Origin of the sequence: Candidatus Pantoea multigeneris, assembly GCF_011752615.1 — a bacterium.
Taxonomy (GTDB): Bacteria; Pseudomonadota; Gammaproteobacteria; order Enterobacterales; family Enterobacteriaceae; genus Pantoea; species Pantoea multigeneris.
In genome coordinates this window covers 221385-243165 of record NZ_VWXF01000002.1, presented here as the reverse complement: position 1 = coordinate 243165, position 21781 = coordinate 221385, and the positions used below count along the sequence as shown (strand labels likewise).

The 21781-nt window shown below is 54.9% G+C and carries 20 protein-coding genes and 1 pseudogene; 16 read left to right on the top strand and 5 right to left on the bottom strand.

Going from position 1 to position 21781, the window contains the following annotated elements:
* Positions 1-28 precede the first annotated feature (28 nt).
* Genes F3J40_RS06585 through F3J40_RS06575 form a run of 3 tightly spaced genes read left to right on the top strand, consistent with a single transcriptional unit; the run spans position 29 to position 3116 of the window.
* Positions 29-445 (top strand): acyl-CoA thioesterase, encoded by a 417-nt coding sequence (locus tag F3J40_RS06585; RefSeq protein ID WP_026042594.1) that lies wholly within the window; start codon positions 29-31, stop codon positions 443-445.
* A 5-nt stretch (positions 446-450) separates the two neighbouring features.
* Complete coding sequence (locus F3J40_RS06580; protein WP_167013114.1) at positions 451-1914, top strand: class I adenylate-forming enzyme family protein; 1464 nt, start codon at positions 451-453, stop codon at positions 1912-1914.
* Positions 1911-3116: a thiolase family protein gene (locus F3J40_RS06575; protein ID WP_167013112.1), complete on the top strand. Its 1206-nt coding sequence runs from the start codon at positions 1911-1913 to the stop codon at positions 3114-3116. Before F3J40_RS06580 ends, F3J40_RS06575 begins: the two co-directional genes overlap by 4 nt.
* A 14-nt stretch (positions 3117-3130) precedes the next feature.
* Here F3J40_RS06575 and F3J40_RS06570 read toward each other — a convergent pair whose 3' ends face one another.
* Together F3J40_RS06570 and F3J40_RS06565 are read right to left on the bottom strand one after the other, a co-directional pair.
* Positions 3131-3910 (bottom strand): enoyl-CoA hydratase/isomerase family protein, encoded by a 780-nt coding sequence (locus F3J40_RS06570; protein ID WP_167013110.1) that lies wholly within the window; start codon positions 3908-3910, stop codon positions 3131-3133.
* A gap of 21 nt (positions 3911-3931) precedes the next feature.
* The gene (locus F3J40_RS06565) at positions 3932-4819 is read right to left on the bottom strand and encodes a LysR substrate-binding domain-containing protein (RefSeq protein WP_205297237.1); all 888 of its coding nucleotides are present in this window, start codon (positions 4817-4819) and stop codon (positions 3932-3934) included.
* A gap of 101 nt (positions 4820-4920) precedes the next feature.
* Here F3J40_RS06565 and F3J40_RS06560 point away from each other — a divergent pair, with 101 nt between their 5' ends.
* The 10 genes from F3J40_RS06560 to F3J40_RS06515 all read left to right on the top strand — a co-directional run bounded on the left by F3J40_RS06560 (position 4921) and on the right by F3J40_RS06515 (position 16715).
* The gene (locus F3J40_RS06560) at positions 4921-5517 is read left to right on the top strand and encodes a short chain dehydrogenase (protein ID WP_167013108.1); all 597 of its coding nucleotides are present in this window, start codon (positions 4921-4923) and stop codon (positions 5515-5517) included.
* A gap of 337 nt (positions 5518-5854) precedes the next feature.
* Positions 5855-6991, top strand: a complete 1137-nt coding sequence (gene arnB / locus F3J40_RS06555) for a UDP-4-amino-4-deoxy-L-arabinose aminotransferase (protein WP_167013106.1) — start codon at positions 5855-5857, stop codon at positions 6989-6991.
* 1 nt (position 6992) lies between these two features.
* Positions 6993-7979, top strand: coding sequence for an undecaprenyl-phosphate 4-deoxy-4-formamido-L-arabinose transferase (gene arnC / locus F3J40_RS06550; protein ID WP_017347608.1), 987 nt, complete (start codon positions 6993-6995; stop codon positions 7977-7979).
* On the top strand, positions 7976-9958 hold the full coding sequence (gene arnA / locus F3J40_RS06545; protein WP_167013104.1) for a bifunctional UDP-4-amino-4-deoxy-L-arabinose formyltransferase/UDP-glucuronic acid oxidase ArnA: 1983 nt from the start codon (positions 7976-7978) through the stop codon (positions 9956-9958). The genes arnC and arnA overlap by 4 nt, the downstream gene beginning before the upstream one ends.
* Positions 9955-10857 carry a 4-deoxy-4-formamido-L-arabinose-phosphoundecaprenol deformylase gene (arnD, locus tag F3J40_RS06540; protein ID WP_167013102.1) on the top strand — a complete coding sequence of 301 codons (903 nt, stop codon included), beginning with the start codon at positions 9955-9957 and terminating at the stop codon, positions 10855-10857. Before arnA ends, arnD begins: the two co-directional genes overlap by 4 nt.
* Positions 10854-12506: a lipid IV(A) 4-amino-4-deoxy-L-arabinosyltransferase gene (gene arnT / locus F3J40_RS06535; protein ID WP_167013100.1), complete on the top strand. Its 1653-nt coding sequence runs from the start codon at positions 10854-10856 to the stop codon at positions 12504-12506. Before arnD ends, arnT begins: the two co-directional genes overlap by 4 nt.
* Positions 12503-12826 (top strand): 4-amino-4-deoxy-L-arabinose-phosphoundecaprenol flippase subunit ArnE, encoded by a 324-nt coding sequence (arnE, locus tag F3J40_RS06530; RefSeq protein ID WP_205297236.1) that lies wholly within the window; start codon positions 12503-12505, stop codon positions 12824-12826. The genes arnT and arnE overlap by 4 nt, the downstream gene beginning before the upstream one ends.
* The gene (gene arnF / locus F3J40_RS06525) at positions 12823-13206 is read left to right on the top strand and encodes a 4-amino-4-deoxy-L-arabinose-phosphoundecaprenol flippase subunit ArnF (protein WP_167013098.1); all 384 of its coding nucleotides are present in this window, start codon (positions 12823-12825) and stop codon (positions 13204-13206) included. Before arnE ends, arnF begins: the two co-directional genes overlap by 4 nt.
* Positions 13207-13436: 230 nt before the next feature.
* Positions 13437-15305, top strand: coding sequence for a PTS beta-glucoside transporter subunit IIABC (bglF, locus tag F3J40_RS06520; RefSeq protein WP_167013096.1), 1869 nt, complete (start codon positions 13437-13439; stop codon positions 15303-15305).
* Between the two features lie 15 nt (positions 15306-15320).
* Positions 15321-16715 carry a glycoside hydrolase family 1 protein gene (locus F3J40_RS06515; protein WP_167013094.1) on the top strand — a complete coding sequence of 465 codons (1395 nt, stop codon included), beginning with the start codon at positions 15321-15323 and terminating at the stop codon, positions 16713-16715.
* Between the two features lie 32 nt (positions 16716-16747).
* On the opposite strand, the gene licT is transcribed toward F3J40_RS06515, so the two are convergent.
* The 3 genes and pseudogenes from licT to F3J40_RS25340 all read right to left on the bottom strand — a co-directional run.
* Complete coding sequence (gene licT, locus F3J40_RS06510; RefSeq protein WP_167013092.1) at positions 16748-17611, bottom strand: BglG family transcription antiterminator LicT; 864 nt, start codon at positions 17609-17611, stop codon at positions 16748-16750.
* Between the two features lie 167 nt (positions 17612-17778).
* The gene (locus F3J40_RS06505; RefSeq protein WP_167013090.1) at positions 17779-19056 is read right to left on the bottom strand and encodes an acid phosphatase; all 1278 of its coding nucleotides are present in this window, start codon (positions 19054-19056) and stop codon (positions 17779-17781) included.
* A gap of 147 nt (positions 19057-19203) precedes the next feature.
* Positions 19204-19365, bottom strand: a pseudogene (locus tag F3J40_RS25340) (transposase); the annotation flags it as partial.
* Between the two features lie 48 nt (positions 19366-19413).
* Between F3J40_RS25340 and F3J40_RS06500 the strand changes: the two are divergent.
* From F3J40_RS06500 to F3J40_RS06490, 3 genes are all read left to right on the top strand, one after another.
* Positions 19414-20505, top strand: a complete 1092-nt coding sequence (locus tag F3J40_RS06500) for an RNA-guided endonuclease InsQ/TnpB family protein (RefSeq protein ID WP_167013088.1) — start codon at positions 19414-19416, stop codon at positions 20503-20505.
* A 251-nt stretch (positions 20506-20756) separates the two neighbouring features.
* Positions 20757-21314, top strand: coding sequence for a type IV secretion protein Rhs (locus F3J40_RS06495; protein WP_205297235.1), 558 nt, complete (start codon positions 20757-20759; stop codon positions 21312-21314).
* A 13-nt stretch (positions 21315-21327) separates the two neighbouring features.
* Positions 21328-21777, top strand: coding sequence for a putative T6SS immunity periplasmic lipoprotein (locus F3J40_RS06490; RefSeq protein ID WP_167013086.1), 450 nt, complete (start codon positions 21328-21330; stop codon positions 21775-21777).
* Positions 21778-21781 lie beyond the last annotated feature (4 nt).

Here is a 21781-nt window from a genome sequence, read left to right as displayed (position 1 = left end):
GAGTCGTATTTTTGTGACTTGTGACGTTATTATTAAAACATTCCGGGTATCCATGCGGGATATTGATTTAAACGGACATGTTCATAATTCAGTATATCTGGATTACTTTGAAGATGCGGTTGTCGAACAGTTGCGCGCCTTTAATTTAATCCCGTTATTTCGCCCGGCCACAGCTGGCGTATCCTATCATGTGAAAAAAAGTGAGGCAACGTACCACCTGCCGCTGGCGGTGGATGATATTGTCACGCCAAAAGTGATGCTGGAGAAACTGGGTAATTCCAGTCTGACCTTCGCGATTGAATTGCAACGTAATAATGAAACGGTAATTTGTGCCAGCGGCAAACTGGTGTGGGTGTGCGTCGATCTCGACGATCACAAACCACGCCCGATTCCAGAGGCCACTCGCCAGCAGTTGATCGCCTGTTTTCAGCCTGACGGAGCCTGAATAGCGTGCCCGTTCATGACAAAATCGCCGGCTATGCACGGCAAAAACCGCACCAGATTGCCATCACGCACGACGAGGGCTGCCTGAGCTGGCAGCAGCTGTGGCGCTGGTCAGTGGCGCTGTATCAGCAGATCCGCGCCCACGCTGAGCACGATCGGGTGATTGGTCTTGCCTGTGGTAATCATCTGGCTTTTGTCCCCGGCTGGCTGGCGGCTACTGCCAAACGCCATACCTGCGCGGTGTTTGACCCGGATCTGCCCGCGGCGCGGTTGGATGAGCTGCTCAGCAGAGTCAAACCCGATGAGCTGCTGCTCACGCGCGAGCAAACCGCACTGGCACAACGTGCGCAGCAGCTGGATATCGCCGTCCGCTATCTCGACGATTTGCGTGAACAAGAAGTGGAGGATGATGCCGAATTCTGTGCCGAGGTAAATGCACTCACGCCGTTTCTGATCAACTTCACCTCGGGCACCACCAGCCTGCCAAAAGCCTTTACCCGCCATCGCCGCTCCTGGTGGCAGAGCCTGCGGGACGGTTACGGACTGTTTGGGCTGGGTGAGACCACCTCCACGCTGTTTCCCGGACCGCTGTTTCACGGTATTGGGCTGTATGCGCTGAATGAGGCGCTGGATGCCGGGCATCATTTTTACTCTCTGAGTAAATGGTCTGGCGCGGGCACGCTCGCTCTGTTGGCGGAGCAGAACATTGACCGGCTGATTGTGGTGCCGACCATGCTGGCGGCCTTTGCGGAGCTGCCTGAACAGCCGTTAAATCAGGTGAAGCGGGTATTGAGCGCCGGAGCCAAAATGCAGTATCACCACTTTGCCAGCGCCCGTAGCCGTTTTCCCGCCGCACAGCTACAGGAATATTATGGCGCATCCGAATTGGGCTTTATTGCGGTCTCCAGTCTCACGGATGAAAACGTCGACGATCAACTCCTGACCGTAGGCGTAGCTTTCCCCGGTACAACGCTCAGCATCCGTAATCAACAAGATGAATGTGTGGCACCCGGCGAGACGGGCACTATCTGGCTGCAAAGCCCGCAAATTTGCGGCGGCTATTTGTGGGGGGATGAAAGTCACGCGTTCCGCCACACCGCCGTGGGAGCTACGGTACAGGATCTTGGCTATCTTGATGCGCAGGGACGGCTGGTGGTGATGGGGCGCAGCGGCGATATGGTCACGGTGGGGGGCAACAATGTCTATCTGGCGGAGATTGAGGCTGCGTTGAAAACCCTCGATGATGTGCAGGAAGTGGTGGTGCTGGCCGCAGATGACCTGCGACTGGGGAAAAAACTGCTGGCGTTTATTCGTGGTCAGCACACAGACTTTGCTTCTCTGCCGCAGCGCAGTCGCCAACTGCTGGCGAAGTATAAAATTCCCCATCATTTTGTTGCTGTTTCACACTGGCCACTCACCGTCAGCGGTAAGATTGATCGTCGAGCCTTGTTACAGGAATTCCACCCATGAACCGCGATAACTTTCAGCCCGCCGAAGACAATCAGCCCGTGATTGTTGCTGCGTATCGTACGCCGGTCGGTCGGGCGTATGGGGCGTTATCCAGCCTGAGCCTGAGCGAGCTACTGGCCCCGCTGTTCGGCAAAATAAGCGCGGATGCCCGGTTCTGCGCAGATCAGGTAGACGAAGTGATTATCGGCAATGCCACGGGCGGCGGCGGTAATATCGCCCGCCTGGCGGCGTTAAGTGCCGGGTTGCCACTGAGCATTCCGGCGGTCACGGTAGACCGGCAGTGTGGTGCCGGGCTGGAAGCGGTGATGCAGGCTTGCCGTTTGATTCAGGCGCAGGCCGGTGACTGTTATCTGGCTGGTGGGGTGGAGAGCGTCAGTACCGCACCCTGGCGGGTGGAAAAACCGGCCACGGCGAAACAGCTGCCGCGCTTTTTTTCCCGCGCGCAGTTTTCGCCAGAGGAGATTGGCGATCCGGAAATGGGCGTGGCGGCGGAGAACGTTGCCAGCAAGTACGGTATTAGCCGCGAACGCCAGGATGCCTTCGCGTTGCGTAGCCATCAGCGGGCGGTTGCTGCTCAGCAAAACGGCCTGTTTAACGCGGAGCTGGTGCCACTGAGGGCGGGCGAGCAGTGGGTAAACCAGGATGAGTGCCCAAGGCCTGCGACCTCACTGGAAAAACTGGCAGCACTGCCAGCGGCCTTTGTGGCGCAAGGGAGCGTTACCGCGGGTAACTGCTGTCCGCTGAATGATGGTGCTGCACTGGTGCTGATCATGAGTCGCCGTAAGGCTCGGGAAGCGGGTTTTAGCTCTGGCTTACAGTTTATTGATGGTTGTAGCGCAGGGGTGGATCCTCACTATCTCGGCATTGGCCCGGTGCCCGCGACGCAGAAGCTGATGCAGCGTCAGAAAATGGCCGATCTCTCCGACGTTGGGCTGATCGAGTTTAACGAGGCTTTTGCCTCTCAGGTATTGGCTTCCCTTGATCTCTTAGGCGTCGATGAACAGCGCGTCAATCAGCAGGGTGGGGCGATTGCTTTGGGCCATCCTTATGGTGCTTCCGGGGCGATTCTGGTGACGAGGCTGTTCCACCAGCGAGCGGCGTCAGGCGAAAACAGCGGTTATGCGCTGGCAATGCTCGGCATTGCCGGTGGCCTGGGATTGAGTGCGTTGTTTAAACACGTTGAGTTATCACCCACCGTGTAAAAGCGTGGCGGGGGCTAGCGTCCGCGCCACTGTGGCTTGCGGCGTTGTTGCCAGGCCTGCTGGCTCTCCTGCGCATCTTCACTTTGGGCCAACTGCGCCAGTGCTTGTTCCTGCTGTTGCTGCAAGCTGCTGCGGTCACCGTCTAAGACGATGTTTGCCAACGCATTGCAGGCCTGCACGGCCAGCGGCGCGTTAGCCGCCACCTGTTGAGCCAGCGCCAGTGCTTCCCAGGCGACGTTTTCTGCGCTCACCACCCGATTGATTAATCCCAACGCCAGCGCGCGGGTCGCGGAAATGGGCAGGCCAGTGAGCAACATTTCACGGGCTACAGCAGGCGGGAGCCGCGTCATTAGCCGTTCAATACCGCCACCTGCGGGCAGCAGATTGTGACGCACCTCTGGCAGCATCAGTTGGCAGTCTTCGGCGGCGACGATCATTTCGCACTGTAGCGCCAATTCCAGCCCACCCCCTGCGGCAGTGCCATTCAGGGCCGCGATCCAGATTTTACGCCGGGCCAGATACTGAAGCGGACTAAACCCACCGTGCCGATTACGCAAGGTATCGCCGCCGTTCACCAGGGCCTCGTTGAGATCGGCCCCGGCGCAGAAGCTCTTTTCCCCTTTACCAGTCAGGATCACCACCCGCAGTGCGGGCTGTTGTTCACAGTGATCAACCACCTGCGCGAGCTCTGCCACCATCGCGGCATTGTAGGCGTTGTGCTGTGCCGGACGGTTCAGCGTCACCTGCGCAATTTCCGGGTTTAACAGGGTGAATTCCAGCGTGGTCAGAAGCATACACAATCCTGAATGTGGTGTTTATAGCAGTGCCTGCGGGCACTGTTCGCTTACCCAACTGATAAAGCTGCGGTATTTGGCGCTGGCCTGAAGATCCTGTCGCCACAGCAGATGGACCGGGCGCGAATCGGGCAGTTGGTCGTCCAGCAGGGTGACTAGCTTGCCTGCGGCAATATCTTCCTGCAACAGCAAATCGGATTGCAGAATCAGGCCCGCGCCCGCCAGCGCTGCCCGGCGCAGTGCCTGGCTATCGTTACAGCTGAACGTTACGCTCTCTGGCCAAATCAGCTGTTCGCCGCTGCGCCACGCATTGCGTTTGTTCCAGTTACTGTAACGCAGGCAGCGATGGCGCGGCAGGTCATCAATGGAAGCGGGGGCACCGTGTGCCGCAAGGTAGGCAGGGGCGGCGGCAATCACCATGCGATACTCGCCGAGATAACGCGCAACCAATGGGCTGTCTGGCGGGATTTCGCCCACGCGTAAAGCAAAGTCGAATCCCTCAGCCAGAAGATCAACAAAGCGATCGCTCAGGCTGAGTTCAATTCGTACTTCAGGAAACTGCTGCTGAAATTCACTGCACAGGCGGGCGACCACACAAGCCCCTAATGTAAAGGGGGCGCTGATGCGCAGGCTGCCTGCCGGGAAACGCCGCAAGCTGCCGATTCGCCCCTCTGCATTGCGCAGCGCCTGAAGCATCGCCTGGCTCTCCTCGTACCATGCCTGTCCCGCTTCTGTCAGTGTCTGGCTGCGGGTATTGCGCTGTAGCAGCCGCACCTGTAGCTGTTGTTCCAGTTGGGCTACGCTTTTGCCTACCATCACCGCTGAGATCTCCAGACGTTTTGCCGCTTCGGTAAAACTGCCCCCCTCCACGACCGCGACAAAAATCTCCATAGCACGCAGTTTATTCATGATTACAAACCAAAAGTTCGGAATGACTTAATAAATGGCCTGTTTTTCTCGGGATTGCAATACGAGAGGATGGATTCACACCCATTCACGAGGATTTTAAGATGAAAGTGATCATTATTGGTGCCAGCGGCACCATCGGAAAAGCGGTCGCTGAGCAGTTACAGGCAGACCACGAGATCATTCGCGTGGGGAAAACCCAGGGCGATTTTCAGGTGGATATCACCGATGAAGCCAGCGTGGCTGCGCTGTTTGCTCAAACTGGCAAGGTCGATGCGATTATCTCCACCACCGGCGGTGTGCACTATGGCCCGCTAAGCGAAACCACTACCGAGCAGTTCAACAGTGGTTTACAGAACAAGCTGCTGGGCCAGGTGCGCCTGGTGCTGTTGGGGCAGAAAATCCTTAATCCTGGCGGATCGTTCACCCTGACCACCGGCATTTTGGCTCAACAACCGATCCGCACCGGGGTAAATGCCACCGCGGTCAACGGGGCGCTGGAAGGCTTTGTGCTGGCAGCGGCCAATGAGCTTTCTGGACTGCGCATCAATGCCGTCAGCCCTACTGTGCTCACCGAGTCATTGGGCAAATATGGCGCTTTCTTCCCAGGGTTTGAAAGTGCAGATGCCAAACGCGTGGCACTGGCTTATCGCCGCAGCCTGGAAGGCATTGAAACCGGTAAAGTGTATCGCGTCTGGTAGTGCTCCAGGCGGGGAACCGTGCCCTGCGGCTCCCCGCCACAGTTAAACCCATCATCAATCAATCGCATAATTCCCGCCTCATTCACTACAGTTTAATGTTCCCTTAAGGTTTGTGATTTACCCTTCACGCACCAAAACCATGTAGGCGTACTTAAGATTTTTCGAAGGTATGTCTAACGGTAATGTGCAGTAATTACTGATTACATATTGAACTTTTATTTGGCTTTTGTTTAGCTATATAAAGGTTTGATCGACATAATAAAAAAGACATGTCTGGCTTTTGCTGTGCGCACTTTTTGCTAAAATTATCGACGTCAAATATTAAGGAATCTTTACAATGCCATTCCTTCCCTTTTCGCGCCCTTCACTGGGTGAGTTAGAACTTGAAGCGGTAAAAACGGTATTTGCTTTCGGTTGGATCACCACCGGGCCAAAGTGTGCGGAGCTGGAAAAAGCGTTTTGTCAGCTTACCGGCAATCAGCACGCCATTGCAGTCAGTTCGGCGACAGCCGGTATGCATGTCACCTTAATGGCGCTGGGCATTGGGCCGGGTGACGAGGTAATTACCCCCTCCCTGACCTGGGTTTCGACCCTGAATATGATTACGCTGCTCGGCGCAACGCCAGTCATGATTGATGTTGATCGCGATACGCTGATGGTCACGCCAGAGCAGATTGCCGCTGCTATCACCCCGCGTACTCGAGCCATTATTCCGGTTCACTATGCTGGCGCTCCTGTTGATCTTGAGCCGATACGCGCCCTTGCACAGCAGCAGAATATCCCCCTGATTGAAGATGCCGCTCATGCCGCCGGAACTTACTACCAAGGCCGTCACGTGGGCGATCGCGGTACCGCAATCTTCTCCTTCCACGCCATTAAGAATATGAGCTGTGCTGAAGGCGGATTGATCGTCACCGATGATGCCGCATTGGCGGACAAAATCCGCAGCCTGAAATTCCACGGTCTGGGCGTCGATGCCTACGATCGCGATACCCACGGACGCCAGCCGCAAGCGGAAGTCATCACCCCCGGCTTTAAATACAACCTGCCGGATATCAGCGCGGCCATTGCGCTGGTGCAGCTCTCACGGCTGGAGCAGATCAACCAGCGGCGAGCTGCTATCGCCCAGCGTTACCTTGAAGCCCTGGCGGACACCCCATTTTTACCGCTGACGCAGCCGGAATGGCCGCATCAGCACGCATGGCACCTGTTTATTATCCGCGTAGATGAAGCCCGCTGTGGCATCACGCGCGATGCACTGATGCAGGCGCTGAAAGCGCAGGATATTGGCACTGGCCTGCATTTCCGTGCTGCCCACACCCACAAGTATTACCGCGAGCGTTACCCGGATCTGTCGTTGCCCAACAGCGAGTGGAACTCTGCACGTATCTGCTCGATCCCCTTGTTCCCTGATATGAGCGACGATGATGTTGAACGCGTTATTGCGGCGCTCCGCCAACTGGCCGGAGTCTGACATGTTAAATGAAAAACCAATTGAAAAGATTTCGGTGGTGATCCCGGTCTATAACGAGCAGGAGAGCTTGCCGGAACTGATCCGCCGTACTTCAGAGGCCTGTGAACGGGTCGCTTTACAGTATGAGATCGTGCTGATCGATGACGGCAGTCAGGATCGTTCGGCGGAAATGATCGATGCGGCCGCCAGCGAACCGGGCAGCCATGTGGTTGGGGTACTACTGAACCGCAACTATGGCCAGCACTCGGCGATCATGGCGGGCTTTAGCCACGTCAGCGGCGATCTGATCATCACTCTGGATGCCGATCTGCAAAACCCACCGGAAGAGATCCCGAACCTGGTGGCTGCGGCGCAGCAGGGGTATGACGTGGTCGGCACCGTGCGTCAGAACCGCCAGGATAGCTGGTTCCGCCGTCGTGCTTCACGCACCATCAATCACCTGATTCAGCGCGTGACCGGTAAAGCGATGGGGGATTACGGCTGCATGCTGCGTGCCTATCGTCGTCACATCATTGAGGCGATGCTCAACTGCCACGAACGCAGCACCTTTATCCCGATTCTGGCGAACACCTTTGCCCGTCGCACCATTGAACTGCCGGTTACCCACGCAGAGCGCGAGTTTGGTGAATCGAAATACAGTTTCATGCGCCTGATCAACCTGATGTTTGATCTGGTCACCTGCCTGACCACCACGCCACTGCGCCTGCTGAGCGTGGTCGGCAGCATGATCGCGCTGGCCGGTTTTGCTTTTGCGCTGGTGCTGCTGGTGTTGCGGTTGTTCCTGGGGTCTGAGTGGGCCGAGAACGGCGTCTTCACGCTGTTTGCCGTGTTATTCATCTTTATTGGTGCGCAGTTCGTCGGTATGGGACTGCTTGGCGAGTATATCGGCCGAATTTATAACGATGTGCGGGCGCGCCCGCGTTACTTCATCCAGCGTGTGATTAACCCACAACAACAAAAGCTGTCCGTAGAGGAAACTGAGCAATGAAAACTGTCGTCTTCGCCTATCACGATATGGGCTGTGTGGGCATTACTGCGCTGCTGCAAGCCGGCTATACCATTAGTGCCATTTTTACCCATGCGGATAATGCCGCTGAGAATCACTTCTTTGGCTCAGTTGCCCGTCTGGCGGCGGATCACGGCATTCCGGTGTACGCGCCGGAAGAGGTTAATCACCCACTGTGGGTTGACCGTATTAAAGCGCTGCAACCTGATGCGATCTTCTCTTTCTACTACCGCAATCTGTTAAGCGACAACATTCTGAACAGCGCGAAGCAGGGCGCATTCAATCTGCATGGCTCACTGCTGCCGAAATACCGTGGCCGTGCTCCGCTGAACTGGGCGCTGGTGAACGGTGAACGCGAAACCGGTGTGACGTTACACCGTATGGTGAAGCGCGCGGACGCAGGCGAGATCATGGCGCAGCAACGCGTCGCGATTGAAGAAACCGATAACGCACCATCACTGCACCGTAAGCTGCTCCAGGCCGCTGAAAGCCTGCTGGCGCAGAGCCTGCCAGCGCTGAAACAGGGCGAACTGCACGGTAAGGCGCAGAACGAAGCCGAAGCCACCGTGGTGGGGCGTCGCAGTGCTGAAGATGGCCGTATCGACTGGCAGAAGCCAGCGCAAACCATCAATAACCTGGTACGCGCAGTGACAGACCCGTGGCCGGGCGCGTTTGCGTTTGCCGGTACGCAGAAATTCATCGTCTGGCGTGGCAAAGTCCAGGCGGACAATAGCCAGGCACGCGCAGGTACGGTGCTGTCGGTTGATCCTTTAGTGGTTGCCTGTGGTGAAGGTGCGCTGGAGATCCAAACCGGGCAAACTGAGAACGGCGTCTACATGAACGGTGTTCAGCTGGCGCAAAGCCTGGGCCTGGTGCCGGGCGCACTGCTCTATTCACAGGCGGTCGCGGCCATTAAACGTCGCACGCGCGTGCTGATCCTCGGTGTTAACGGCTTTATCGGTAACCATTTGACCGAGCGTCTGTTGCAGGATGATAACTTCGAAGTTTACGGGCTGGATATCGGCTCTGATGCGATTAGCCGTTTCGTTGGGCACAACCGTTTCCACTTCGTTGAAGGTGACATCAGCATTCACTCTGAGTGGATCGAGTACCACATCAAAAAATGTGATGTGATCCTGCCGCTGGTGGCGATCGCCACGCCGATCGAATATACCCGTAATCCGCTGCGCGTGTTTGAGCTGGATTTCGAAGAGAACCTGAAGATCATCCGCGACTGCGTTAAATATCAGAAGCGCATTATTTTCCCATCGACTTCCGAAGTGTACGGCATGTGCACAGACAGCAACTTCGATGAAGATCACTCCAATCTGGTGGTGGGACCGATCAATAAACAGCGCTGGATCTACTCGGTTTCGAAGCAGCTGCTGGACCGTGTGATCTGGGCTTACGGTGAAAAAGAGGGTCTGCGCTTTACCCTGTTCCGTCCGTTCAACTGGATGGGGCCGCGTCTGGATAACCTCAATGCGGCACGCATCGGTAGCTCTCGTGCTATCACCCAGCTGATCCTCAATCTGGTGGAAGGTTCACCGATCAAACTGATTGACGGTGGCCGGCAGAAACGCTGCTTTACCGACATCAAAGACGGCATTGAAGCGCTGTTCCGTATTATTGAAAACCGCAGTAACAACTGCGACGGGCAGATCATCAATATCGGTAACCCGGAAAACGAAGCCAGCATTCGTGAACTGGCGGAGCAGCTGCTGGCAAGCTTTGAGCGCCATCCTCTGCGCGATCGCTTCCCACCGTTTGCCGGTTTCCGTGAAGTCGAGAGCAGCAGCTACTACGGCAAAGGCTACCAGGATGTTGAGCACCGCAAGCCTTCCATCCGTAATGCGCGCCGCCTGCTGGAGTGGAAACCCGATGTGGCAATGGAAACCACTATCGACAATACCCTTGATTTCTTCCTGCGCACGGTTGAGCTGCAGGATGGGCATCAATGAAAAAAATCGGTCTACGCATTGATGTAGATACCTGGCGTGGCACGGCTCAAGGCGTGCCCGCGCTGCTGACGCTGTTGCGCCAGCATCAGATACGCGGCAGCTTTTTCTTCAGTGTGGGACCGGACAATATGGGACGCCACTTGTGGCGTCTGATAAAACCGCGCTTCCTGTGGAAAATGCTGCGCTCGCGCGCCGTCTCGCTGTATGGCTGGGATATTTTACTGGCAGGCACTGCGTGGCCGGGCAGGCAAATTGGCCAGGGGCTGGCGGACGTGCTGCGTGCAACAGCACAGGAGCATGAAGTCGGTCTGCACGCGTGGGATCACTTTGCCTGGCAAACCTGGGCGGGCGTCTGGTCTGAAGCGCAGTTGCGCCAGCAGATTGAACGCGGCCATGAGGCGCTAGAGGCGATCATTCAGCAACCGGTGCGCTGCTCAGCGGTGGCGGGCTGGCGGGCAGATGCTCGAGTGGTCGCGGCCAAGCAGCCTTTCGCCTTCCATTACAACAGCGACTGCCGTGGCACCACGCCTTTTCGCCCCCTGCTCGCCAACGGCCACGCGGGTACCGTACAGATTCCGGTAACGTTACCCACCTGGGATGAAGTGGTGGGGCAGCAGGTCAGTGCACGGGATTTCAACGATTTTATTCTCGCAAAAATGCACGCCGATACCGGCACACCTGTGTATACCATCCATGCTGAAGTGGAGGGGATCAGCGGGCTGGCGGCATTTGATGAGCTGCTACAGCGCATGGCGGTGGAGGGGCTGACCTTCTGTCCGTTGATTGAGCTGTTACCGCAGGATATCAGCCAGCTCCCGTTAGGGCAGATTGTGCGCGGCGAAATCCCAGGCCGCGAGGGTTGGTTAGGCTGTGAGCACATTACAGGTGAGTCTGCATGAGTAAAGCTGCTAAGGGGACGCTGCTCGGCGTCCTTTTTGTTCTCTATTATCTGCTGCCCTTAGCGTTTCGTGACTTATGGCAGCCAGATGAAACCCGTTATGCGGAGATCAGCCGTGAGATGTTACAAAGCGGCAACTGGATCGTGCCGCACTTCTTCGATCTCCGCTATTTCGAAAAACCGATCGCCGGTTACTGGATCAACAACATTAGCCAGTGGATCTTTGGTCACAACAACTTTGCCGTACGCTTCGGATCGGTATTCTGCGCCAGTGTCAGCGCCTTGTTGATCTACTGGCTGGCGCGTCGCCTGTGGCAGGATCGTGCTACTGCACTGTTGGGTGCGGTTATCTTCCTGACGTCGTTACTGGTGTATGCCATCGGCACCTATGCGGTGTTGGACCCCATGCTGCTGCTGTGGCTGACTGCGGCGATGTGCTGTTACTGGGGAGCCACGGAAGCCCGCAGCCGCGCTGGGCGGTTGGGTGGGTTTGTCCTGTTTGGTTTTGCCTGCGGTATGGGTTTTATGACCAAAGGTTTTCTGGCGCTGGCGGTGCCGGTACTGGCGATTGTGCCCTGGGCGCTGATGAGCGGGCGGATGAAACAGCTGATCTGCTATGGCCCGCTGGCGATAGTCAGCGCCGCAGTAATCAGTGCGCCCTGGGCGCTGGCGATAAACCAGCAAGAACCGGACTTCTGGCACTACTTCTTCTGGGTTGAGCATATCCAGCGTTTTGCCGAAAAAGATGCGCAACACAAAGCGCCATTCTGGTACTACCTGCCCGTGCTGATTGGCGGCACCCTGCCGTGGCTTGCCTTCTTGCCAGGGGCATTAAAGCAGGCATGGCAGCAGCGTCAGGAGCAGCGCGGCGGGTTGTATTTACTGAGCTGGGTGGTGATGCCACTGCTGTTCTTCAGCGTGGCAAAAGGCAAGTTACCGACTTACATCTTGCCTTGCTTCGCGCCGCTGGCACTGCTGTTAGCGCATTATGGTCGCCATCTGACCGGGACTGCGGTATTACGCTGGAACGGCTGGATTAACCTGCTTTTTGGCGCGCTCACTGCGGCGGTGGTTCTGGTGGTGCTGGCTCCCTGGGGCGTAACGCATCACCCGGTTTATCACGAGAATGAAGTCTGGCGAGTGGTGCTGGCGGCAGCGGCATTTCTGGGTTGGGCGCTGGTGGGGTACTTCACCCTGCGCCAGCCGGAAAAACACTGGAAACTGGCAGCACTTTGCCCGCTGGTGTTGGCGTTAGTGGTGGGTTCAGCCATTCCTGAGAAGGTGCGGGATTCGAAGCTGCCACAGGAATTTGTGGCAGCTACGGCGAGCCATCTGGCTGGAAGTCGCTATATCCTGGTGAACAATCCGGGCGTGGGATCAACGGTAGCCTGGCATCTGCAACGCAGCGACATTATGTTCTGGTCGCAGAAAGGGGAGATCGAGTATGGCCTCGGCTATGCGGATGCAAAAGGCCGGTTTGTCTCAACGGAAGAGTTCCCCGGTTGGCTAGCCACACACCGCAAGCTGGGTAAGGTGGCGCTGGTGCTCCTGTTGCCATCGGATAAGGACCTGGCGGATTCGCTGCCGAAAGCGGATTACCACTACCGCCAGGGGCGCTTTGACTACCTGCAATACGATCAAACGCCATGATGTGGTTGTTGATTGTGTTGGTCAGCCTGCTGAGCTGCGCGGCACAACTTTGTCAGAAACAGGCGGCGCATAGTCATCAGCGCCGCCTGCTGTTGCGCTGGCTGGCGTTAAGCGTGTTGTTGCTGGGTATTGGCATGCTGATCTGGCTGGTGGTGCTACAGCGTGTGCCGGTGAGTGTGGCCTATCCGATGCTCAGCATTAACTTTGTGCTGGTGGCGCTGGCGGCGCGGATTATCTGGCGCGAACGGCTGAACGCGGTGCAGCTTTTTGGCACGTTGCTGATTGTGGCCGGAGTGGCGTTGATGGGAGTGCATGTATGAAAGGCTATCTGTTAGCGCTTTGCAGCGTGCTGCTGGTGACGCTGGCGCAGCTGTTACTGCGCCATGCGATGACACAACTGCCGGACGTGATGTCTCTCTCTTTGCTGCTGAGTGCCTTGAAAATCAGCCTCAAACCGCTGCTGCTGCTGCTGGTAGGGTTTCTTGCTTATGGACTGTCGATGCTGTGCTGGACGCTGGCGTTACGTTCATTGGCGTTGAGCCGCGCTTATCCGCTGCTCAGCCTCAGCTACGTACTGGTGTGGCTGGCGGCGATTAGCCTGCCTGGTTTTCATGAAGCCTTTAGTTGGACTGCGTTGGCCGGTATGGTGCTGATTCTGACCGGGCTGGTCTGTATCTGCCTGCCACGTCGCCCGGTGTGAGTGCCGGGAAAAATTCGATCTTGCTCGCAGTTTTGCATTAATGCCCCCGGAGGGGGTTGTTAATTTCCCGACAAGAGAGCCATCATAACCGCGATTAAGGATTGTTACTGGTCGCAGGCAAAACCTGAATCACGCCCCACTCGTTTACCCGAGTGGGGCGTGATTCAGGTTTTTTTTTGCCTTCAATCCGTAACGGCATCAAGACGTGTGGCATTGATGGGAGTGTGCTTATGCAGTATCAACAGCTGGCTGATGAGATTATTGCCGGAGTCGGTGGCAGGGAAAACGTGCTGAGTGTGGTGCACTGCGCCACCCGCTTGCGTTTCAAGTTGCAGGATGAAACCAGGGCGCAAACCGAGGCACTGAAAGCCAATCCGGGCATTATTATGGTGGTACAGAGCGGCGGGCAGTATCAGGTGGTAATTGGCAACCACGTCAGTGAAGTCTATGCACAGCTGGTGGCAAGACATAACGTGGGGCAGGAGGGCGAACCCGCCGTTGCGGTTAAAAAAGAGCCGCTGTTCGCCCGTTTTATCGATATGGTTTCCGCCATTTTTACCCCGTTTATCGGTGTCATGATCGCCACGGGGATCATTAAAGGCCTGTTAGCGCTGGCGCTGGTGCTCGGCGTAATGCGGCCAGAGACCGGTACTTATCAACTGCTGTTTGTCGCCAGCGATGGCCTGTTCTATTTCCTGCCTATTTTACTGGGCTACAGCGCGGCAAAAAAGTTTGGTGGCAATCCGTTTGTGAGTATGGCCATCGCCGCGGCACTGGTTCATCCGATGATGATTGCGGCGGCGGATCAGAAAGCGTCGTTGCGCTTTCTCGGTATTCCACTGGAGATCCTGAATTACAGCTCTTCCGTGATTCCCATTGTCTTTGCTGCCTGGGTCGCCAGCCGAATCGAATCCTGGGTTCATCCGCGAACGCCTGGGGCAGTGCGTAATTTCACTACGCCGCTGATATGCCTGATGATCACCGTGCCACTCACTTTCCTCGCCATTGGACCTGCTGCGACCTGGCTGAGCCAGATGCTGGCGCAGGGCTATCTGCTGGTGTATAGCCTGAGTCCCGCTATTGCTGGTGCCGTGATGGGCGCTATCTGGCAAGTCTGTGTGATGTTTGGCCTGCACTGGGGGCTGGTGCCGATCATGCTGAATAACCTCGCCACGCTGGGCCAGGACACACTCCTGCCGCTGCTGATGCCGGCGGTGATGGGGCAGGCGGGGGCAACGTTGGGCGTGATGTTACGTACCCGCGACATCAAAACCAAAGCCATGGCCGGTTCGGCTTTATCTGCCAGCCTGTTTGGCATCACTGAACCGGCGGTCTATGGCGTGACGTTACCGCACCGGCGACCGTTTATTTTGGGTTGTCTTGGTGGCGCGCTGGGGGCCTCAGTGCTCGGCTTCTGGCACACCACCATCTACTCATTTGGTTTCCCGAGCGTGTTTACCTTTATCCAGGTGATTCCGGCCAGTGGCTTTGACGCCAGCGTTTACGCGGCTTTTGCCGGTGCAGCGATCGCGCTGGTGTTTGCCACGCTCACCACCTGGGCATGGGGCTGGCCGGTTGAAAAACCAGTGCAGCCAAAGGTGGCAGAGGAAACTTCCGAGGTCAGTGCAGCGGCACCCTTGATGCAAAAAGATGTGGTCTACAGCCCGATGAGCGGCAGCCTGCTGCCCATTGAACAGGTCGCCGATGAAACCTTTGCCAGTGGATTACTCGGCAAAGGTGCCGCGATTGTGCCTACCTCAGGCCGGGTAGTCTCACCTGTGAATGGCGTAGTGTCTTCGCTGTTCCGCACTGGTCATGCCATTGGCCTGACGGCAGATGATGGCGCTGAAGTGTTGATTCATGTCGGTATTGATACCGTGAAACTGGATGGCCAGTTCTTCACGCCGCGTATCGCGACCGATGACCGCGTTGCAGTGGGCGATCTGCTGCTGGAATTTGACATGGTCGCCATTCAAGACGCGGGCTATGACCTCACCACTCCGGTGCTGGTCAGCAACAGCGATGACTATGTCGATGTATTAACCCTCACCTCTCATTCCGTAACGGCCTGTGCGCCGTTGCTTAGCGTGCTGAAGTAAATAAGGAGCCAGAGTATGAATAAGCGTTTCCCGGATAGCTTTTTATGGGGCGGAGCTGTCGCCGCAAATCAGGTCGAAGGGGCTTACCAGACCGACGGTAAAGGCCTGTCTACCTCAGATTTGCAGCCACAGGGGATTTTTGGTCAGCGCGTGACGCGCACCGAGGGTGATTTTGGCATTAAGGACACGGCGATCGACTTTTACCACCGTTTCCCGGAAGACGTGAAGTTGTTTGCCGAAATGGGCTTTACGGTGCTGCGCACTTCCATTGCATGGACGCGAATTTTCCCCGAAGGGGATGAAGCAGAGCCTTGCGAAGCCGGATTAGCCTATTACGACCGCCTGTTTGATGAAATGGCGAAGTACAATATCCAGCCGATGGTCACGCTTTCGCACTATGAAATGCCGTGGGGCTTGATCAATAAATACGGTGGCTGGGCCAGCCGCACCACCATTGACTGCTTTGAACGTTACGCGCGCGCAGTGTTCCAGCGCTTCCAGCATAAGGTCAAGCTGTGGCTGACATTCAATGAGATCAATATGTCGCTGCACGCCCCGTTCACTGGCGTGGGTCTGCCGGAAGAGAGCGATCAGCAGGCGGTTTATCAGGCGATCCATCATCAGTTAGTGGCGAGTGGCCGGGCCGTGAAAGCCTGTCATGAGATTGTGCCTGAGGGAAAAATCGGCAACATGCTGCTTGGCGCATTGCTCTACCCGTTAAGCTGTCGCCCGGCAGATGTGATGGAGACGCTGCAACAGAACCGTGAATGGCTGTTCTTTGGAGATGTACAGGTGCGCGGTCGCTACCCGGCCTACATGAAACGCTTCTTTGCTGAGCGCAATATCAGCCTGCAAATCAGTGACCAGGATCGGCTCGATCTGCAAAATCCTATCGACTACATCTCTTTCAGCTACTACATGACCGGTTGTGTCACCACCAACGAAGAAGAGAACCAGAAGGCACGCGGCAATATTCTGTCTATGATCCCTAATCCGCATCTCGCCAGCTCCGAATGGGGATGGCAGATTGACCCGGAAGGGCTGCGTATTCTGCTCAACCTGCTGTATGACCGTTATCAAAAACCGCTGTTTATTGTGGAAAATGGTCTTGGAGCGAAAGACACCGTCGAGGCCGATGGCAGCATCAATGATGACTATCGTATTCAATACATTAACGACCACCTGGTTCAGGTGCGTGAAGCGATTGAAGATGGCGTTGAAGTGTTGGGCTATACCAGCTGGGGGCCGATTGATCTGGTGAGCGCCTCCAAAGCGGAGTTTTCAAAGCGCTATGGCTACATCCACGTTGACCGTGACGATAGCGGCAACGGTACGCTGGCGCGTACGCGCAAGAAAAGCTTCTTCTGGTATCAGCAGGTGATTAGCACCCACGGTGAATCCCTGAGCTAACGGAACGGTGCCGCACTCAGGTGCGGCGCTCTTTAGGCTTCGTCATCTTCAGTCTGTATGGAAAGCGTCTCTTTCCGTACGCGTTCAATATGAATTGTGAGAAACATCCGCTCCTCGTCTGACAGCGCATACGCGTATTTCTGCTGAATATGCTGGTCGATTTTCACGCTGCACGCATAGGCAAGCGGATAGCGATCGCGCACGACGTCATGCAGTGACTGATCGTCGCTGTCGACGCCGCGCTTGCCTAACATCCGCTGGGCAAAGAACTTCAGGTGGCTGACAAAACGGTTGTAGCTCAGGCTCTCCAGCCGGTAGTCCAGCGCCAGGCGATACTTCACAATATGCAGGATCTCCTGCATAAACTGAGTAATGTGCGAAACATCGGACATATTGCTGTCTAGCTGTGCATTAACCAGATGCAGGGCGATAAATCCGGCTTCATCTTCCGGCAGGCGTATGCCCACGCGTTTCTCAATCAGGCCCAACCCTTCCAGACCGAGTTGATACTCTGCCGGATAGAGCGTTTTGATTTCCCACAACAACACGTTGCGAATCGGTAACTGCTGCTTATGCCGTTCAAGTGCAAAATGGCAGTGATCGCAAAGGGCTACCGACACACTTTCATGCAGCTTGTTGCCTAGCTTCTGCCGCGCGCGGTCAATAATCAGTTCACAGGTGGTGATCACCTCCAGTGGGATTTCGGCCAGTAACTCGCTCAGCCGCTGCGTGAGTGCGTGGTTTTGCAGGGTGAATGTCTTCTCAATCAACTGCGGATCCAGCTCATCGCCCACCCGTTTCTGGAACGCCAGCCCACGTCCCATCACGACCTGTTCTTTTTGCTGTGGGTCGAGAATGACCACAACATTGTTATTCAGTATCTTCGCGATTTTCATGACATACCCTGAAAATAAAAAAACCTGACCCCCCGCCGAAGCAGGTGTCAGGTTTTGCCTGTGGAAACACAGTAACAATCCGCGTCTATAGTAATCTGCTGGTGGCTAACAGCAAGCGCCTGAAGCGCTAAATGTGACGCAACGCGGACGGAACAACGTAGCCGGAATTAATGGTGCCCTTTAGCCTGAGCGTATGCCGCTGGCAGATTCAGACGCTGCCAGAAAGCCTGGTCCGGCGTTGAGCCAGAAAGCGGGTAGCCAGCCGGGGCAGCCGTTTGTACCATCAGTGCGCGACGCTGTGCCGCCGAGAGGTTCGGCAGGGCAAATTCCAGCAGCACTTCCGCACCCTGCGGCACTTTTACTTTGGTATTGGCGACTTTTTGCTGTGGCAGGCCATAGCTCATGGTGTAACGGTAGAAGGTTTTCATCTCTGGTGAGCGATACGGATCGGCTGCGCGATCGTTCTGTGCACACTGGGCCAGTGATGCGCCACACTCTTTTTCCAGCGCCGCACGCAGTTGGTCACGGGCTTCAATAAACAGCGCGCGGTATTTTGGATCGTTGAGGTAATGCGCCACGTTACGCTGGGTCAGCATACGTGAGCCCATGATATCCAACGGATAATGCACGCCCAACACGATGCGTGAATAGCCGTAGCGTGCGCCGCGTTCAACAATGGCATCAAAGCGTTCTGGAATCATTTCCGCCAGTAACAGCGCATCGGTGTAACCGGTATTGGTGTGGCCGCTCGGGAACGAGCCACCATCGGCACCGTAAGGTTTGCCATCTTTCAGGATCACTTCATCTGGCACCAGGTGAATGCTGTTACCTTTGATCAGGAACGGACGCAGATAGTTGAAGTGTTTTTTGGCCGCGCTGGTGCTGACTTCAGAGGCTTTTAACAGCGCGGCGGCTTTGCTCAGCTCGCCTTTGTCGTAGGCGGTAATAAACGCTTTACCGAGACGAGGGCCGAGGGAGTCGGCGAGGAAATAGAGGTAGCTGATACCATCAGCGTCCGCAACCGCCTGATTACGCGCACCCTGTGTGGCATTCAGGTTGATGGCGGTAACGGTTTTCAGGTTCTCATCTAATACGCTTTGCGGTAACGCGCTAAAGCCTGACAGCAGCTCAATCCCCGCCTGCTGATTGGCTTTGGTCTGGAAGTCATAGCCGCTGGCTTTCAACCAGGCGTAGTCGGCCTGGGTTTTGCTCTGCTTTGCCTTATCAACCTGTTCCTGGGTTAACTTGCTGCTGTCACCCTGTAATGCGCTACGCAGCGCTGCTACTGCTTGCGCATCCAGTGCCTGATAAGCCTGAGAGGCGTTAGCCGGGGAAGTGGTGGTCGCGACAGCTTCCGCCTGCATAAGTGAAGGCTGCTGATCTTTAGCATAGCTTTGCTGCGCAAGTAGAAGTGCCACTGCCGTTAACGCGAAGCGAACTTTCATTTATTTTTCCTTGCAATCAATAGATTAAGTAGCTTTTTTTTCCACGCTAGCACTGGGTCGTGACATTTTTATTACAGTTACCAGGCTTTTCGCGGAAAGCCCCTTCCTTTGAGGTAGGGGATGTAGAGCGAAGCCTGCGTAAGCGGGCTAATGAGGGCGGCTCTGTTGCTCAATGTATTTCTTAATGACTTCACGTGGCGCACCGCCCACGCGACCCGCGAAGTACGACGGCGATCACAGCATATTTGGCTTCCGTGCAGGTTTATGCAGGTCTTAATGGTGCCATGTCATGTTTCTGCTGCTAACTCCATAAACTCACCTTTATTGATTTAATTTTGGCCTGTAATTTAGCGCGCCATGAGCATCCAGACCAAAACATTGTCAGTCCGGGTTAAAGACAAACACGCCGCCCTATTGCGGCAGATGGCGTTTGAGGTCAATCAGGTCTTTAATCTGGCAAACGAGATAACCCGCGCTGCCTACAGCAACGCGGGCGCTTTTGGTCCGCAGGTTCCAAAATGGCTAACCGCATATGATGTTCAAAAGCAGACTGCCGGACTCCGCAAGGAAAAGGGCTATCAGATCGACAGCGCCAGCATTCAGGAAGTGATCGCCGTACACGGCAAAGCCCGCAGGCAGTTTAAACGGTCAAAACTTCGCTGGCGTATTAGCGGCGGCGCTCGTCGTTCGCTGGGCTGGATCCCGTTTAAAGTCGGTTTTGCGAAGTGGCAAAACGGGCAGGTTAAGTTTGCTGGCAGGCTGTTTAAGGTATGGGACAGCTACGGCCTGAGCGCCTGTAAATTCCGTGCTGGCAGCTTTTCAGAAGACAGCCGGGGGCGCTGGTATTTCAACGTAGCGGTAGACTATGAGGAACAGCCAACTGAAGGCGTCAGCGCCGTTGGTATCGACTTAGGCTTAAAGGATATTGCCACCACGTCAGACGGTGATAAGCTGGCGGCTGGACGGTTCTATCGTGATCTTGAGCCAGCATTAGGAAAAGCACAACGGGCGAACAAAAAGCGCCGCGTTAAGGCTATCCACGCCAAAATTAAAAACCGCCGCAAAGACACTCTGCACAAATTCAGTACGGCAATGGTGAAAGCGAATGCGGTAATTTTCGTAGGCGACGTGAGCGCCAGCAAGCTAATCAAAACAAAGATGGCTAAGAGTGTTTTAGACGCTGGCTGGTCAATGCTCAAAACACAACTGAAATATAAAGCGATTGCGCGATCAGTTATGTTTGAAGTTGTTAACGAATCCTATTCCACCCAGGCGTGTTCGTGTTGCGGATCGATATCCGACAACAGTCCGAAACGTAGAGCAGGCTTGCGAATAAGAGACTGGACTTGTTGTGAGTGCGGAACCGCTCATGACCGCGACGTAAACGCCGCAAAGAACATTCTCGCGGCAGGACATTGCCGTCTGGCTGTAGGAATCCCCGCCCTTTAGGGCGGGGAGGATGTCAAAAATGGAAAGCATTGTCTGTAAATAGGGATAAATAATAGCGGAATGCGTTAGTGTTTTATTTAAGGTGTTAGTTTAATTAAAGCGGTAATTTATTTCTGTCGTGGTTAATTGATCTTAATCAAGTATTGTCTCGATTGTTAATAAGCGATATTCAAGGATGTTCTTCATCATGTTACTTTCTACGCCGATTTTATTTTAATAAATGCCGGGGTTAAAAGATGACAGGAAGTTGTATGACTGAAACGCAGGAAAAAAACAAAGAAACCAAAGAAGGATCGCTAAGGCTGATGACGCTGGGTGAGATTGCCCTCGCGCGGCGAGTGTTTGGTGGTTCGATTGTTTATCATCGGGTCTGGATACACTGCGCTAGCTATTTGCCTTTCGGCCTACAGGGGGAAAACGTTGCAATGGCCCCCAACGGTGAAATCTGGTTCCGCAAAAACCTGTACCGGAAAGATTTTTCTGATATCTGCACACGACTTGATGAAAAGCACACCTTTATTCATGAAATGGCACACGTCTGGCAGTTTCAACATCACCAATGGGTAAGGATGAGAGGTATGTTCAGCTGGATGGCTGATTACACTTATGATTTGATTGAAGGAAAAAGACTCACCGACTATAGCCTTGAACAGCAGGCACAAATCATCGCAGATCATTACATTCTGAATTATCATGGTTGCGATAGCTTTGACCTTTTGAAAATAAACAAAAATGTGAGCTATATAGGAAAAGCATCAGGAGGGAGATTACTAGAAATGTATAGGAAAACACTTTCGGGATTTTTATAAGGGAGTTAAGAAAATGAATAAGTTTATTTTTGTTTTTTTCACTCTTCTGCTTTCTGGCTGCCATTTAGGCGATCCCAGACCCAAATCCTATCCGGCAAAAGCCGTAGTTGTTGCAAATAACGTTTGTATTCTGGCTCCAGTGGCGGGCAGAGAGTTTCTTTCCGGTATGGAGATTATCAGCATAGTCGATCGTGAAAACCATAAGCGGGATATGCTCATTGCTAATAGTGACACTCCGATTGAGCTTTCGCCTTCAAAATGCATTCCGGTTTTGGGGTATAAATTCGCAGCCGGAAAATATTATGTGATGACAGTCTACGCCATCGATGCGGATAAAAAGAGAAAGGAAATCACGCCATTTGCCAGGCTGTACAAAGTTTCGTTTACCGTTTCTAAACGTGAATCCGACGAGAGTGCAGGTAGAAAAGTGATGTCTTTAACCGTCGATAATGAGAGCGAATAGAGGG

Excerpts from the sequence above, each read along its gene's own strand:
- F3J40_RS06575 (WP_167013112.1), top strand. The coding sequence starts at position 1,911 with ATGAACCGCGATAACTTTCAGCCCGCCGAAGACAATCAGCCCGTGATT.
- F3J40_RS06570 (WP_167013110.1), bottom strand. The coding sequence starts at position 3,910 with ATGCTTCTGACCACGCTGGAATTCACCCTGTTAAACCCGGAAATTGCG.
- F3J40_RS06565 (WP_205297237.1), bottom strand. The coding sequence starts at position 4,819 with ATGAATAAACTGCGTGCTATGGAGATTTTTGTCGCGGTCGTGGAGGGG.
- F3J40_RS06560 (WP_167013108.1), top strand. The coding sequence starts at position 4,921 with ATGAAAGTGATCATTATTGGTGCCAGCGGCACCATCGGAAAAGCGGTC.
- arnB (WP_167013106.1), top strand. The coding sequence starts at position 5,855 with ATGCCATTCCTTCCCTTTTCGCGCCCTTCACTGGGTGAGTTAGAACTT.
- arnC (WP_017347608.1), top strand. The coding sequence starts at position 6,993 with ATGTTAAATGAAAAACCAATTGAAAAGATTTCGGTGGTGATCCCGGTC.
- arnA (WP_167013104.1), top strand. The coding sequence starts at position 7,976 with ATGAAAACTGTCGTCTTCGCCTATCACGATATGGGCTGTGTGGGCATT.
- arnD (WP_167013102.1), top strand. The coding sequence starts at position 9,955 with ATGAAAAAAATCGGTCTACGCATTGATGTAGATACCTGGCGTGGCACG.
- arnT (WP_167013100.1), top strand. The coding sequence starts at position 10,854 with ATGAGTAAAGCTGCTAAGGGGACGCTGCTCGGCGTCCTTTTTGTTCTC.
- arnE (WP_205297236.1), top strand. The coding sequence starts at position 12,503 with ATGATGTGGTTGTTGATTGTGTTGGTCAGCCTGCTGAGCTGCGCGGCA.
- arnF (WP_167013098.1), top strand. The coding sequence starts at position 12,823 with ATGAAAGGCTATCTGTTAGCGCTTTGCAGCGTGCTGCTGGTGACGCTG.
- bglF (WP_167013096.1), top strand. The coding sequence starts at position 13,437 with ATGCAGTATCAACAGCTGGCTGATGAGATTATTGCCGGAGTCGGTGGC.
- F3J40_RS06515 (WP_167013094.1), top strand. The coding sequence starts at position 15,321 with ATGAATAAGCGTTTCCCGGATAGCTTTTTATGGGGCGGAGCTGTCGCC.
- licT (WP_167013092.1), bottom strand. The coding sequence starts at position 17,611 with ATGAAAATCGCGAAGATACTGAATAACAATGTTGTGGTCATTCTCGAC.
- F3J40_RS06505 (WP_167013090.1), bottom strand. The coding sequence starts at position 19,056 with ATGAAAGTTCGCTTCGCGTTAACGGCAGTGGCACTTCTACTTGCGCAG.
- F3J40_RS06500 (WP_167013088.1), top strand. The coding sequence starts at position 19,414 with ATGAGCATCCAGACCAAAACATTGTCAGTCCGGGTTAAAGACAAACAC.
- F3J40_RS06495 (WP_205297235.1), top strand. The coding sequence starts at position 20,757 with ATGACTGAAACGCAGGAAAAAAACAAAGAAACCAAAGAAGGATCGCTA.
- F3J40_RS06490 (WP_167013086.1), top strand. The coding sequence starts at position 21,328 with ATGAATAAGTTTATTTTTGTTTTTTTCACTCTTCTGCTTTCTGGCTGC.